Genomic DNA, 13,059 nt, shown 5'->3' on the forward strand with positions numbered 1-13,059 from the left:
CGTTTCCCCCCTATGCGGACTGCAGGTAGTGGTCGAGCACCCGGATGCCGAAGTGCAGCGCCTCGACCGGGACGCGCTCGTCGACGCCGTGGAAGAGCGCCGGGTAGTCGAAGCCGATGGGCAGCCGGAGCGGTGAGAAGCCGTAGCCGACGATGCCGAGCCGCGCGAAGTGCTTGGCGTCCGTGCCGCCGGACATGCAGAACGGCACGACGTGCGCGTCCGGGTCGAAGTGCTCCAGGGCGGCGCGCAGTTTGGCGTACGTCGGCGAGTCGACCGGTGCTTCCAGGGCGATCTCCCGGTGCTGGAACTCCCAGTGGACGTCCGGTCCGGTGAGCCGGTCCATGGTGGCGATGAACTCCTCCTCGCCGCCCGGTACGAACCGGCCGTCGACATGGGCGGTGGCGATCCCCGGGATCACGTTGACCTTGTAGCCGGCGTGCAGCATGGTCGGGTTGGAGCTGTTGCGGATGGCCGGCTCGACGAGCGCGGCCGCGTGGCCGAGCTTTTCCAGCAGCGCGTCCGCGTCGAAGCCGGGGTCGTCGAGAAGGGGCTCCACCCCGTACAGCGCGGCGAGTTCGGTGAGGGCGTACCGCACGGTCGGGGTGAGCCGGACCGACCACTCGTGCCGGCCGATACGGGCGACGGCCTCGGCGATCCGGCTGACGGCGTTCTCCCGGTTCACCTTGGAGCCGTGGCCCGCCCTGCCCTCCGCGGTGAGCTTGAGCCATCCGGTGCCGCGCTCCCCCGCCCCGATCGGGTAGATCGCCAGATCCGGGCCGGCGTGGAAGGTGAACCCGCCGGTCTCGCTGATGCCTTCGGTGCAGCCCTCGAAGAGCCCCGCGTGGTGACGGGCGAGATAGGCCGCGCCGTCCACGGCGCTGGCCTCCTCGTCGGCCGTGTACGCGATGACGATGTCGCGCCGCGGGCGGATGCCGTGGCGCGCCCACTCGCGGACGACCGCCAGGACCATCGCGTCCATGTCCTTCATGTCGACGGCGCCGCGCCCCCACACCACACCGTCGCGGACCTCCCCGGAGAAGGGGTGCACGTCCCAGTCGTCGGGCTCGGCGGGCACCACGTCCAGATGGCCGTGGACGAGGAGCGCGTCGGCGGACGGGTCGGTGCCCTCGATCCTCGCCACCACATTGGTCCGGCCGGGTGTGCGCTCCAGGAGGAGCGGTTCGAGACCGGCCTCGGCGAGCTTCTCGGCCACGTACTCGGCGGCGGGGCGCTCCCTGCAGTCGCCGCTGCCGCGGTTGGTGGTGTCGATGCGGATGAGCTCGGAGGTGAAGGTGACCACCTCGTCGAGCGCCTGCGAGTCCGTGTCGAACGGTGTCACGTCAGCCATACTGCTCCTCCACCGCTGCCGAGACGATCGTGGTGACCGCCTTGAAGGCGCGAATGGCCTCGTACATCGTCTCGCCGGTGTACGCCACGCTCCGTTCACCACTGGCCGCCACGCCCGGTACGAGGGTGGCTGCGGCCGGGAGGTGCTCCGCGTCGAACTCCAGCTCCACGGTGAACGGCCCGCCGCGCACCGGTTCGTACCGTACGGCGAGAGCGGTGGCGTCCTTGGCTGCGGCGCGGATGTCGGCGGCCGTCCGGGTGGGCGTGCGGCACACGGCGGCGTACCGCGAGACGTGGTCCTTGACGGCGACCTTGCGGGCCTCCGGGGCGTATGCGAGGGCGTCCTCGCAGGTCAGGTCGTCTCCGGTGACCAGGATGACGGGGACGCCGAACTCGGCGACGACATGGGCGTTGAGCAGGCCCTCACTCGCTCGTACGCCATTGAGCCAGACGCCGGTGATGGAGTTGGCGAGATAGGTGTGGGCGAGGACCCCTTCGGTGCCCGCGCCCGTGTGGTAGCCGACGAAGGCGACGCCGTCCACATCGCCGTATTGAACGCCTTCGACCATGGACAGCGGCTTATGGCGGCCGGTGAGCATCTCGGCGCGCTCGTCGAGTCTTTCCAGCAGCAGATTGCGCATGGTCCAGTGCGCTTCATTGATGAGTACCTCGTCGGCGCCGCCGTCGAAGAATCCGAGAACGGCCGCGTTCACATCCGAGGTGAACATGGCGCGGCAGCGCTCCCACTGCGGGGTCCCGGGCAGCACATCGGCCGGCCAGGTCACACCGGTGGCGCCTTCCATGTCGGCGCTGACAAGGATCTTCATGCCTCGAAACCGTACGCGGTCCGGCCGCGCCTGCCCAGGCCTGTGGATAACTGTCGGCGGTGTCGCCGGCACCCGTCACCACGCACCGGCCGGCATCGGCCGCGGGCCGCCACCGCGCACCGGCCGGCATGGGCCGCAGGCCACCGCGCACGCCGCGCTCCGCAGGCCGCACTCCGCACTCCGCACTCCGCCGATGGATCAGCCGGTGAGCGCGGGCCCCCGGTTCAGCCGGTCGAGGAGCTGGGCGTGGTGCAGCTCGGCTATGGGGGCCAGCAGGTCGGGGTGGCGCAGGAGCGCGGCGGCCCGCCGGTCGTGTTCATCGGGCCGCACCAGACGCCGGAAGTCCACCGGCGCGTCACCCATGTGCGCGCTGCCCGCGAGGGCGTCCATCGCCGCCGCGGCGAGCTCGGGCCTGCTGAGCAGGGACGCCGCCCAGCTCGCGACCACCTCGTCCACCCACGTACGCCACGCGTGGCGCTCCTCGGCGCCGTGCCGGGCTTCGTCGGGCCCGGTGCCGTCCGTGCCGGTGATCCAGTCCAGCCGGGCCGAGCCTCCGGGGCCCGCCACGGCCACGAGAGCGGCGTCCATCTCGGTCGGGTAGCGCAGCCACGCCGCCGCCGTGACGGCCTGCCGCGCCTGTACCTCGGCCAGGGCACGGTCCAGTGCGCCTGGGCCCGTCGGATAGGCGCGCGTCAGCCATTGCGCGGTCGCCGCTATGAGCGGGGAGAGCGAGAAATCTGCGGGCACGGCCGATCCATCCGGATTTACGGGAGCGGGGTGGCCCCAAACGCTACCTCCGGATATCCCGGGTGGAAATGGTCCAGCTCACGGACGGGGCAGTGTTCTCGACCACAGCGGCGCGGCGATGGTGAGGGGCGGTGGGGACACGACACGCTGAGAGAGCACCAATACGCCGCGGATGACGGCGGGCGCGTTTCATTGAGGAAATCCGGAATGCCCCCGCGCAGAGGAGCGACGACATGGCACACGGCGGAGACGTAATCGCCGAATTGACCACCGACCACGAAGAGGTGGAGGAAATCTTCACCAATATCGAGGAGCTGCCGTCCGGCGACAGCCGGCGCAAGCACTACGCCGACCAGGTCACCATGGAGCTGATCCGGCACGCGGTCGCGGAGGAGACCTACCTCTACCCCGCGGTACGCGAGCACGTGACGGGCGGGAACGAGCTCGCCGAGAAGGAGCTTGCCGACCACGCGGCGGCCGAGCGCACCATGAAGGACCTGGAGCGCTGCGAGGCCGACGATCCGCAGTTCGACATGCTCATGATGAAGCTGATGACCGAGATCCGCGCGCACGTCATGGACGAGGAGAACAACCTCTTCCCGCGCCTGCGCGCGGCGTGCTCGGCCGAGGCCCTCAATGAGCTCGGCGACAAGGTCCGGCAGGCCAAGAAGATGGCCCCGACCCGCCCCCACCCGTCCGCCCCGGACAAGCCGCCGGCCAACAAGCTCCTCGCGCCGGGCGCCGGCCTGGTCGACCGGCTGCGCGACGCGATGACCGGCCGCGGCAAGGAATCCTGACCGCCCCGCCACGTCCTGGGCCGGCGGCGTCCCCCCACGCCCCGGCCCACACCCTCGCGCCGTTTGCGCCGGGCGCGCCGGCGTGCCCCGCCCGTCTGCGTGCCCCGCCCGTCTGCGTGCCCCGGCCCACGAGACCCGCTCCCCCGACCCCGCGCCCGCGCGGGGTTTTTCGCATTGCGCGCCCGGCGGCAGCAGCCGGTACGGGCGCGCGCGGCAGCGGCGAGCGCCGGGCGCATCGAGCCGCCCGGCGCTCATCAGGGGCTCTCCGTGGCTGCCGGAAGCCCGTCCTTCACAGCACGCGCCGGGACGCCGGAGCGCCGAGGGAACGACCACTCGAAACGGTGACCCTCAAGCGACGCGTGCGGGGTGGAGGCGAGGGGCTACTTCTCGACCTCGGCGGCGAGCTTTTCGAGCACCACGTCATAGATGCGACCCAGCCCCTTGGGGGCGAACGTCCTCTCGAAGAACCCGCCGATGCCGCCCGCGCCGTTCCACACGGTGGTGACGACGACCTTCGAGCGGCCCTCGCCGGCCGGGGTGACGGTCCAGGTGGTGACCATGGAGGAGTTGCGGTCCTTCTCGACGAGCCGGCCGTCCGAGGGCTCGCTGACCTCCAGCAGGCAGTCGCGGATGCGCTTGCTGGTGGCCTGGAGCTTCCAGTGGACCAGGGTGCCCTCGCCGTCGCCGCCCTCGCGTACCTCGTACTCGCTGAAGTGCTCGGGCAGCAGCTTCTCGCGGGTCTCCTTGTAGTCGGCCAGCGCGTCGAACACCGTCTCCGCGTCCGCCGCGATGACCCGCTCCGTCGTGGCCTCGACCTGCGCCATGCCATGTCCTCCAGCACTCGTTCCTAAGGGGAGGCACAAGCCAACCACCTGCGCCGTGGGCGCCCAAATCCTGGGGGCACCAGCAGAGGCGATCATGGGAACGTATGTTCTATTGTGTGGCCCAGTGCTACTGAGGAGGCGTCCATGCGCTGGGACAATCTGAGCGACCACCCCCCTGGGGACACCGGCCCCACCGGGGACACCGCGCTGTTCGGTACGGACGCCGTGACCACGCGTACGTTCGACACGCCCGAGTTCCGTGGGATCACCTTCCACGAGGTGCGGGCCCGTTCCCTCGTGAACCGGGTGCCGGGCGCCTCCCGCATGCCGTTCGAGTGGACCGTCAACCCCTACCGGGGCTGCGCACACGCGTGCGTGTACTGCTTCGCCCGCAAGACGCACAGCTATCTCGACCTCGACACGGGGATCGGCTTCGACTCCCAGATCGTGGTCAAGATCAACGCGCCGGAGCTGCTGCGCCGGCAGCTCGCCTCGCCCCGGTGGCAGGGCGCGCACATCGCCATGGGCACCAACGTCGACTGCTACCAGCGCGCGGAGGGGCGCTACCAGCTGATGCCCGGCATCATCGCCGCGCTGCGCGACCACGCGAACCCGTTCTCGATCCTCACCAAGGGGACGCTGATCCTGCGTGATCTGGACCTGCTGCTCCAGGCCGCCGAGGTGACCGATGTGGGCATCTCCGTCTCCGTGGGCTTCACCGACCGGGAGCTGTGGCGCACCGTCGAGCCCGGCACGCCCGCCCCCGAGCGCCGGCTCGACGTCGTACGGACCCTGACCGACCACGGCATCGGGTGCGGGGTGCTGATGGCGCCCGTCATCCCGTTCCTGGGCGACCACCCCGACCAGCTGCGCGCCACCGTGCGGGCGATCGCGGAGTCCGGCGCGACGTCGGTGACCCCGCTCGTCCTTCACCTGCGCCCCGGGGCGCGGGAGTGGTTCATGACGTGGCTGCGTGCGCACCACCCGCACCTGGTACGGCGGTACGAGCGGTTGTACGCGGAGGGGGCGTACGCCCCCAAGTGGTACCAGCGCCGGATCACCCGTCAGGTGCACGAGCTGGCCGACGAGTTCGGCATAGGCCCGGCGCGGCGGGGTACCGCCCGCCGCATCGCCCCGGTCCTTCCGGAACGGCAGCCCGCCCAGCCGCCGGGGCCCACGCAACTCACCCTCCTCTGATCGGGTCAAGTCTGACCGGAACCCGCCCTTCCGGGCCGGATTGCGGGGACGATCCGCCGAGGGCCGTATGCCCTCGCAGCCATCGTTCCGCCCAGCCCGGGAGGCCATATGCAAAAACGCGCAGGAGTGCTGATCGCCGCGGGGGCGCTGATGGCGGGAGCGGTCAGCGCCGCGCCGTCGGCCGCGGAGCCGGCGGCCGACGAGCCGCGCGGTGGTCTGACCTGGAAGGGATGCGCCACCAAGCAGTACCCCCGGCTGCAGTGCGCCACGGTGCGGGTGCCGCTGGACCACGCCGCGCCGCACGGCGAGCAGATCACCCTCGCGCTCTCCCGGATCCCGCACACCGCGGAGACCTCGCAGGGCCCCCTGCTCGTCAATCCGGGCGGCCCGGGAGCCAGCGGGCTGACGATGGCCGGGTATGTGGCGGCGTCGCTGCCGGCGAGCGTCGCGGCGCAGTACGACGTGGTCGGCTTCGACCCGCGGGGCGTCGGCGCGAGCAAGCCGGCGCTCGACTGCAAGCCGGGCTACTTCACGCCCGTACGGCCCGACTCCGTACCGCGCGACCAGCGGGACGAACGGGCCAACCTGGCCAGGGCCGCGTCGTTCGCCAGGGCGTGCGGCGACAAGTACGGCGGGCTGCTGCGGCACATGAACACGGTGAGCACGGCCAGGGACCTCGATGTCATCCGGCAGGCGCTCGGCGCGGAGAAGATCAACTACTTCGGGTACTCGTACGGCACGTACCTCGGCACCGTCTACGCCAAGCTGTTCCCGCAGCGGGTACGGCGGGCGGTCCTGGACTCGGTCGTCGACCCGCAAGGGGTCTGGTACGACGCGAACATCGCCCAGGACCTGGCGTTCGACGCCCGCCACAAGTCGTTCATGGCGTGGGTGGCCAAGCACCACCAGGTGTACCGGCTGGGCACCGACCCGGCGAAGGTCGAGGCGCGCTGGTACGCCATGCGGGAGGAGGTGCGCAAGAACCCGGCGGGCCGCACGGTGGGCCCGGCCGAGCTGGAGGACACGTTCCTGCCGGGCGGGTACTACAACGGCTACTGGCCCACCCTCGCCCAGGCGTTCTCGGCGTACGTCAACGACAAGGACCCCGCCCCGCTCGTCGCGGCCTACAACACCCTGGCGGCGGCCGACGCGTCCGACGACAACGGCTACTCGGTCTACACGGCCGTGCAGTGCAGTGACGCCCGGTGGCCGAGGAACTGGGGCACCTGGCACCGGGACAACTGGGACGTGTACGCCAAGGCACCCTTCTCCACGTGGAACAACGCCTGGTACAACGCGCCCTGTGCCTTCTGGCCGGTCGCGTCCATGACCCCGTCGGACGTGTCGAACGACGCCCTGCCCCCGGTGCTGCTGTTCCAGGCCACGGATGACGCGGCCACTCCGTACGAGGGCGGGCTGTCCGTCCGTCAGAAGCTGCGCGGCTCCCGGCTGGTCGTCGAGCAGGGCGGCGGGAACCACGCGGTCACGCTGAACGGCAACGCCTGCCTGGACCGGCACCTGGTGCGGTACCTGGAGACCGGCGAGCTGCCGAAGGGCGGCGGGCACGGCACGGTGGACGCGGTCTGCGCGGCGGCGCCCGACCCGGAGCCGGGCAAGACGCCGGCGCGCGCCGGGACGCCCGCGAGCGGCGCGGCGGCGCTGCACGGCCTGCTGGGCCGGCGGAGCTGACGCGCTGATGGTCAGTGTCGTGCGCGAGGATGAGGCCCATGAGCCCACACCTCACTCACGCGCACGCCCCTGACGGAGTCGCTCCGGTCCGGGTGCGGGGGATGGCGGAGGACGACTGCGCGGCCGTGGCCGACATCCGGGTACGGGGCTGGCAGTTCGCCTACGACGGGCGCTACGTCCGGGCCCCGCGCCCCTGACCCAGGCCGGGCAGCGCCCCGCCCGGGCCTCCGTCAGGGCGGTGGGGCGGTGACCGGGCCGAGCCGTGTCAGGGCCTGTGTGGCGGCGGGGGCCAGGCGGGGGTGGGCGCGGGCGGCTTGGAGGACCGGGCGGGCGCGGGCGTCGCCGAGGGCGCCGAGCGCTTCCGCGCACGCGACGCCCACCCGCCAGTGCGGGTCACCGGCCGCCAGGCGGCGTTCCAGGACGGTGATCAGCGCCGGTACGGACTCCGGGGCGCGCAGCTGGGCGAGCAGCCGGACCGGGGCCAGAGCGTAGGCGACGCGCAGCTCATTGGTGGCGAGCGCGGCCGCCGCCTTCGGCGTGCGGGGGTCGCCCAGCCGTGCCAGGGCGTAGGCGGCGGAGACGCAGCGCTCCGGGTCCCGGTGGTTGAGGAGCAGGACCAGCGCCTCGAAGGCGCGGCGGTCACCGGCGAGCCCGAGCCGGAAGGCGGCGATCTCGCGGGCCCACAGGGGCTGTCCCGGGCGGGTGAGGACCTCGGCGAGCTCCTCCGGGTCCGCGACGGTGATCAGCCGTTCGTACGCGGAGGATCCGCCGGCCTCCTCCCGCAGCCGGTGCGTGAGCGACCTGAACTCCTCATCCGTGGCGTCCATGGCTGTCAGTATCCAGCGCCACCGCGATCCAGATCACATGTTCCGGCCACTTCCCAGCACTGGCGCGCTCGTTACCCGCCGGTTAAGCTCAACTGAGCGGGCTACCACCCGCACCCTCACGGCGGCCTGGTGACGCAGCCGCCTGAGGGCTCCCATGCCGCATGGCTATGGGGGAGCTTGTCGGTTCGGCACTTTTTGTACGACGCGACTCCGGGACAGGGTCCGTCGGTTCTCCTCACCGCGACAGCACGCCTGCGCGCGATCCGCTCGCACCCGCGTACGCCGCCTCCCGGTCGTACCCCCGCGCGCGCCCCTCATCAGTCGTCACTCATCCCTGGAGTCCCGTGATGGACACCCCTCTCTCCACCATCGCCGTCGTCGGTCTCGGCACGATGGGCGCCGGCATAGCCGAGGTCCTGGCCCGGGCCGGCCGTGAGGTCATCGGTATCGACATCAGCGAGGCCGCCGCCGCCCGCGCGGCCGCCGCCCTGGAGGCTGCCACCGCCCGGTCCGTGGCCCGCGAGCGGATCACCGAGGAGGAGCGGCGCGACATCCTCGCCCGCTTCCGTACCTTCTGCGACCTCCAGGCCGCCGCGGACGCGGACCTCGTCATCGAGGTGGTGCCCGAGTCGTACGAGGTCAAGCAGCAGGTCTTCCGGGCGCTGGACTCCATCGTCCGCCCGGACGCGATCATCGCCACCGGCACCAACGCGCTGTCGGTGACCCGTCTCGCCGCCGACTCCGCCCGCCCCGAGCGGGTGCTGGGCCTGCACTTCTTCAACCCTGCCCCCGCGATGAAGCTGGTCGAGGTGGTGTCCTCGGTGCTCACCGCGCCGCAGGCCGTCGCCGCCGTCACCGACCTCGCCCACCAGCTGGGCAAGGAGCCGGTCGCGGTCGGTGACCGGCCCGGTTTCGTCGCGGACGGCCTGCTCTTCGGCTACCTCAACCAGGCCGCGGCGATGTACGAGGCCAAGTACGCCACCCGCGAGGACATCGACGCCGCGATGAGGCTGGGCTGCGGCCTGCCGATGGGGCCGCTGGCGCTGCTGGACCTGATCGGCATCGACACCGCCCGTACCGTGCTGGAGGCCATGTACGCCGAGTCCCGCGACCGGCTGCACGCCCCCGCGCCGATCCTCAAGCAGCTGAGCGAGGCGGGCCTGACGGGCCGCAAGTCGGGGCGCGGCTTCTACACCTACGAGGCGCCCGGCAGCGCGGTCGTGGTGCGCGACGCGCTGACCCCGCTGGAGACGGCCACCACGGGAGAGGGGCGGGAGGTCCGCGCCGTCGGCGTCGCCGGCTCCGGCACCATGGCGAGCGGCATCGCGGAGGTCTTCGCTAAGGCCGGGTACGACGTGGTGCTCGCCGCCCGCTCGCCGGAGAAGGCCGAGACGGCCAAGGCCAGGATCGCGAAGTCCCTCGCCCGCTCCGTCGACAAGGGCCGGATGACCGCCGACGCCCGCGACGAGACCCTGGCGCGCGTCACGCCCGCCGGTTCCCTCGACGCATTCGCCGAGGTCGACCTGGCGGTGGAGGCGGTCGCCGAGGACCTGGAGGTCAAGCGGCAGCTGTTCGCGACGCTGGACAAGGTGTGCAAGCCGGGCGCGGTCCTGGCCACCACCACCTCCTCCCTCCCCGTCGTCGCCTGCGCCCGCGCCACCTCGCGCCCGCAGGACGTGATCGGGATGCACTTCTTCAACCCGGCCCCGGCGATGAAGCTGGTAGAGGTGGTCCGTACGGTCCTGACCGCCGACGACGTCCACGCCACCGTCCGCGAGGTCACCACGAAGATCCGCAAGCACCCGGTGGACTGCGGCGACCGGGCCGGTTTCATCGTGAACGCGCTGCTCTTCCCGTACCTGAACAACGCGATCAAGATGGTCGAGCAGCACTATGCCTCCCTGGACGACATCGACGCCGCGATGAAGCTGGGCGGCGGCTACCCGATGGGCCCCTTCGAGCTGCTCGACGTGGTCGGCCTCGACGTCTCGCTCGCCATCGAGCGGGTGCTGCACCGCGAGTTCCGCGACCCTGGCCTGGCGCCGGCGCCCCTGCTGGAGCACCTGGTGGCGGCGGGCTGCCTCGGCCGCAAGACGGGTCGCGGCTTCCGCGAATATGCCCGCCGCTGAGCCGTACGGGGAGTGGGGAGGGCTGCTCGACGGCGCGGGCGGCCCGGCCCCTCAGGCGCGCTCTCCTGCACAAATGCAGTACGTTCAGGTCATGTCCCAGCCCGCCAGGTCACCCCGTGCCACCGCCACGCCGTCCGACGCTCCGGAGAGCGCCGCCGGAAGCCGCGCCGCCGCCCAGCGGCTGAAGATGCGCCGCGAGCTGGCGGCCGCGGCCATGGAACTGTTCGCGACGAAGGGGTACGAGGCGACGACGGTCGACGAGATCGCCGCCGCGGCCGGGGTCGCCCGGCGTACCTTCTTCCGCCACTTCCGCTCCAAGGAAGAAGCGATTTTCCCCGACCACGACGACACCCTCGTGCGGGCGGAGGCGGTGCTGAACGCCGCACCGCCGCACGAGCACCCGCTCGACACGGTCTGCCGGGGCATCAAGGAAGTCATGAAGATGTACGCGGCCTCCCCCGCCGTGTCGGTCGAGCGCTACCGCCTCACCCGCGAGGTGCCCACGCTCCGGGAGCGCGAGATCGCCTCGGTGGCCCGCTACGAGCGGCTGTTCACCCGCTATCTGCTGGGCCACTTCGACGAGCGTGACCACCACGACGGCAACGACGACCCGCTGCTGGCGGAGGTGGCCGCGTCCGCGGTCGTCACGGCGCACAACCATGTGCTGCGCCGCTGGCTGCGGTCGGGCGGCCAGGGCGATGTGGAGGCCCAGCTCGACCACGCGTTCGCGATCGTCCGGGACACGTTCGGCACGGGCATAGGCGCGGGGCGCGCCGCCGGTGCGACGAGTCCCGCCAAGCCGCCTGCCGCGGCCACGAGCACCACCGGTGACGTCCTGGTGACCGTCGCCCGTACGGACGCGCCGCTGGACGAGATCATGCGCGCCATCGAGCGCACCCTGAAAACCCGCTGACCAGCGGCGCCCGCCACACCTGACGCCCGCCGGGCTCGACGCTCCCGTCGAGCCCGGCGGGCGTTTCGCGTCCCGTGGTGAAAGACTTCGATCGATCATCGCTCATCTGTGATGGGCGGATTGCATCTGAGTGAAATTGTTGGCACTCAGTGTCTTGCGGCCTGGCACGCGGTGTCATACGTTGATGTTGTCCGGGCGGCCGGCGTGCAGAGACCTCTCGTACGCCGGCTGTCCCCGCAAGGCCATCGCGCCTCGCGCGCCCGGACGCCTGCGTCACAGGCAACTTCGCGCACCACCCAGCGCTGCCAGCAGCACCACCCCGCCGAACCGACGGCATACCTCCACAGCAGCAGCACTTCCCCGACGTTCCCCTCAGCGTCTCCCGTCAGACGCACGCTTCGCCGGAGGCAACACCGTGAAGGAAATCCTGGACGCGATTCAGTCGCCGGACACCACCTCCGCCGACTTCGCCGCACTGCCGCTCCCCGAGTCCTACCGCGCGGTGACCGTGCACAAGGACGAGACCGAGATGTTCACCGGTCTCACCACCCGCGAGAAGGACCCGCGCAAGTCGCTGCACGTCGATGACGTGCCGCTGCCCGAACTGGGCCCGGGTGAGGCGCTGGTGGCCGTGATGGCGTCCTCGGTCAACTACAACTCCGTGTGGACCTCGATCTTCGAGCCGGTCTCGACCTTCAGCTTCCTGGAGCGGTACGGCAAGCTCTCGGAGCTCACCAAGCGCCACGACCTGCCGTACCACATCATCGGCTCCGACCTGGCGGGCGTGGTCCTGCGCACCGGCCCGGGCGTCAACGCCTGGCGCCCCGGTGACGAGGTCGTCGCGCACTGCCTGTCGGTCGAGCTGGAGTCCTCCGACGGCCACAACGACACGATGCTCGACCCCGAGCAGCGCATCTGGGGGTTCGAGACCAACTTCGGCGGCCTGGCGGAGATCGCCCTGGTGAAGTCCAACCAGCTGATGCCCAAGCCCGACCACCTCAGCTGGGAGGAGGCGGCGGCGCCGGGCCTGGTGAACTCCACCGCGTACCGCCAGCTCGTCTCGCGCAACGGCGCCGGCATGAAGCAGGGCGACAACGTGCTGATCTGGGGCGCCAGCGGCGGCCTGGGCTCGTATGCGACGCAGTTCGCGCTGGCCGGTGGCGCCAACCCGATCTGTGTGGTCTCCAGCGAGCAGAAGGCGGACATCTGCCGCGCGATGGGCGCCGAGGCGATCATCGACCGCAACGCCGAGGGCTACAAGTTCTGGAAGGACGAGCAGACCCAGGACCCCAAGGAGTGGAAGCGCTTCGGCAAGCGCATCCGTGAGCTCACCGGCGGCGAGGACATCGACATCGTCTTCGAGCACCCCGGCCGCGAGACCTTCGGCGCCTCCGTCTACGTCACCCGCAAGGGCGGCACGATCACCACCTGCGCCTCGACCTCGGGCTACATGCACGAGTACGACAACCGCTACCTGTGGATGTCGCTGAAGCGGATCATCGGCTCCCACTTCGCGAACTACCGGGAGGCGTGGGAGGCCAACCGCCTGATCGCCAAGGGCAAGATCCACCCGACCCTGTCCAAGGTGTACTCCCTGGAGGACACCGGCCAGGCCGCGTACGACGTCCACCGCAACCTCCACCAGGGCAAGGTCGGCGTCCTGTGCCTCGCCCCCGAGGAGGGCATGGGCGTGAAGAACCAGGAGCTGCGGGACAAGCACATCGACGCCATCAACCGGTTCAGGAACGTCTGATGGCGGAAC

At 71.3% G+C, this 13,059-nt stretch carries 12 protein-coding genes; 7 read left to right on the forward strand and 5 right to left on the reverse strand.

All coding sequences use genetic code 11. The features are described from left to right. Window positions 1-10: 10 nt before the first annotated feature. The 3 genes from QWM81_RS07710 to QWM81_RS07720 all read right to left on the reverse strand — a co-directional run bounded on the left by QWM81_RS07710 (window position 11) and on the right by QWM81_RS07720 (window position 2,921). Window positions 11-1,348: a M20/M25/M40 family metallo-hydrolase gene (locus tag QWM81_RS07710; RefSeq protein ID WP_290110910.1), complete on the reverse strand. Its 1,338-nt coding sequence runs from the start codon at window positions 1,346-1,348 to the stop codon at window positions 11-13. Then, window positions 1,341-2,174: a M55 family metallopeptidase gene (locus QWM81_RS07715; RefSeq protein WP_290110911.1), complete on the reverse strand. Its 834-nt coding sequence runs from the start codon at window positions 2,172-2,174 to the stop codon at window positions 1,341-1,343. The genes QWM81_RS07710 and QWM81_RS07715 overlap by 8 nt, the downstream gene beginning before the upstream one ends. Window positions 2,175-2,372: 198 nt before the next feature. Next, window positions 2,373-2,921 carry a hypothetical protein gene (locus QWM81_RS07720; RefSeq protein WP_290110912.1) on the reverse strand — a complete coding sequence of 183 codons (549 nt, stop codon included), beginning with the start codon at window positions 2,919-2,921 and terminating at the stop codon, window positions 2,373-2,375. 233 nt (window positions 2,922-3,154) lie between these two features. Here QWM81_RS07720 and QWM81_RS07725 point away from each other — a divergent pair, with 233 nt between their 5' ends. Further along, a complete protein-coding gene (locus QWM81_RS07725; RefSeq protein ID WP_290110913.1) occupies window positions 3,155-3,718 on the forward strand; it encodes a hemerythrin domain-containing protein in 564 nt (187 codons plus the stop codon). 380 nt (window positions 3,719-4,098) lie between these two features. Here the strand turns inward: QWM81_RS07725 and QWM81_RS07730 are convergent, their stop codons facing one another. Further along, the gene (locus tag QWM81_RS07730; protein ID WP_290110914.1) at window positions 4,099-4,542 is read right to left on the reverse strand and encodes an SRPBCC family protein; all 444 of its coding nucleotides are present in this window, start codon (window positions 4,540-4,542) and stop codon (window positions 4,099-4,101) included. Between the two features lie 144 nt (window positions 4,543-4,686). On the opposite strand from QWM81_RS07730, the gene QWM81_RS07735 reads away from it, so the two are divergent. The 3 genes from QWM81_RS07735 (at window position 4,687) to QWM81_RS07745 (ending at window position 7,625) form a co-directional block, all read left to right on the forward strand. Next, the gene (locus QWM81_RS07735) at window positions 4,687-5,739 is read left to right on the forward strand and encodes an Rv2578c family radical SAM protein (RefSeq protein WP_290110915.1); all 1,053 of its coding nucleotides are present in this window, start codon (window positions 4,687-4,689) and stop codon (window positions 5,737-5,739) included. 108 nt (window positions 5,740-5,847) lie between these two features. Further along, a complete protein-coding gene (locus QWM81_RS07740; protein ID WP_290110916.1) occupies window positions 5,848-7,428 on the forward strand; it encodes an alpha/beta hydrolase in 1,581 nt (526 codons plus the stop codon). A 38-nt stretch (window positions 7,429-7,466) separates the two neighbouring features. Further along, on the forward strand, window positions 7,467-7,625 hold the full coding sequence (locus tag QWM81_RS07745; RefSeq protein ID WP_290110917.1) for a hypothetical protein: 159 nt from the start codon (window positions 7,467-7,469) through the stop codon (window positions 7,623-7,625). 33 nt (window positions 7,626-7,658) lie between these two features. Here QWM81_RS07745 and QWM81_RS07750 read toward each other — a convergent pair whose 3' ends face one another. Further along, window positions 7,659-8,255, reverse strand: coding sequence for an adenylosuccinate lyase (locus QWM81_RS07750; RefSeq protein WP_290110918.1), 597 nt, complete (start codon window positions 8,253-8,255; stop codon window positions 7,659-7,661). 347 nt (window positions 8,256-8,602) lie between these two features. On the opposite strand from QWM81_RS07750, the gene QWM81_RS07755 reads away from it, so the two are divergent. The 3 genes from QWM81_RS07755 (at window position 8,603) to ccrA (ending at window position 13,050) form a co-directional block, all read left to right on the forward strand. Beyond that, on the forward strand, window positions 8,603-10,384 hold the full coding sequence (locus tag QWM81_RS07755) for a 3-hydroxyacyl-CoA dehydrogenase family protein (protein ID WP_290110919.1): 1,782 nt from the start codon (window positions 8,603-8,605) through the stop codon (window positions 10,382-10,384). Between the two features lie 91 nt (window positions 10,385-10,475). Continuing rightward, window positions 10,476-11,297, forward strand: a complete 822-nt coding sequence (locus tag QWM81_RS07760; RefSeq protein ID WP_290110920.1) for a TetR family transcriptional regulator — start codon at window positions 10,476-10,478, stop codon at window positions 11,295-11,297. A gap of 415 nt (window positions 11,298-11,712) precedes the next feature. Next, the gene (gene ccrA, locus QWM81_RS07765; protein ID WP_290110921.1) at window positions 11,713-13,050 is read left to right on the forward strand and encodes a crotonyl-CoA carboxylase/reductase; all 1,338 of its coding nucleotides are present in this window, start codon (window positions 11,713-11,715) and stop codon (window positions 13,048-13,050) included. Window positions 13,051-13,059: the final 9 nt, after the last annotated feature.

It is taken from the genome of Streptomyces ficellus (assembly GCF_030406405.1).
In the GTDB taxonomy this organism is placed as follows: domain Bacteria; phylum Actinomycetota; class Actinomycetes; order Streptomycetales; family Streptomycetaceae; genus Streptomyces; species Streptomyces ficellus_B.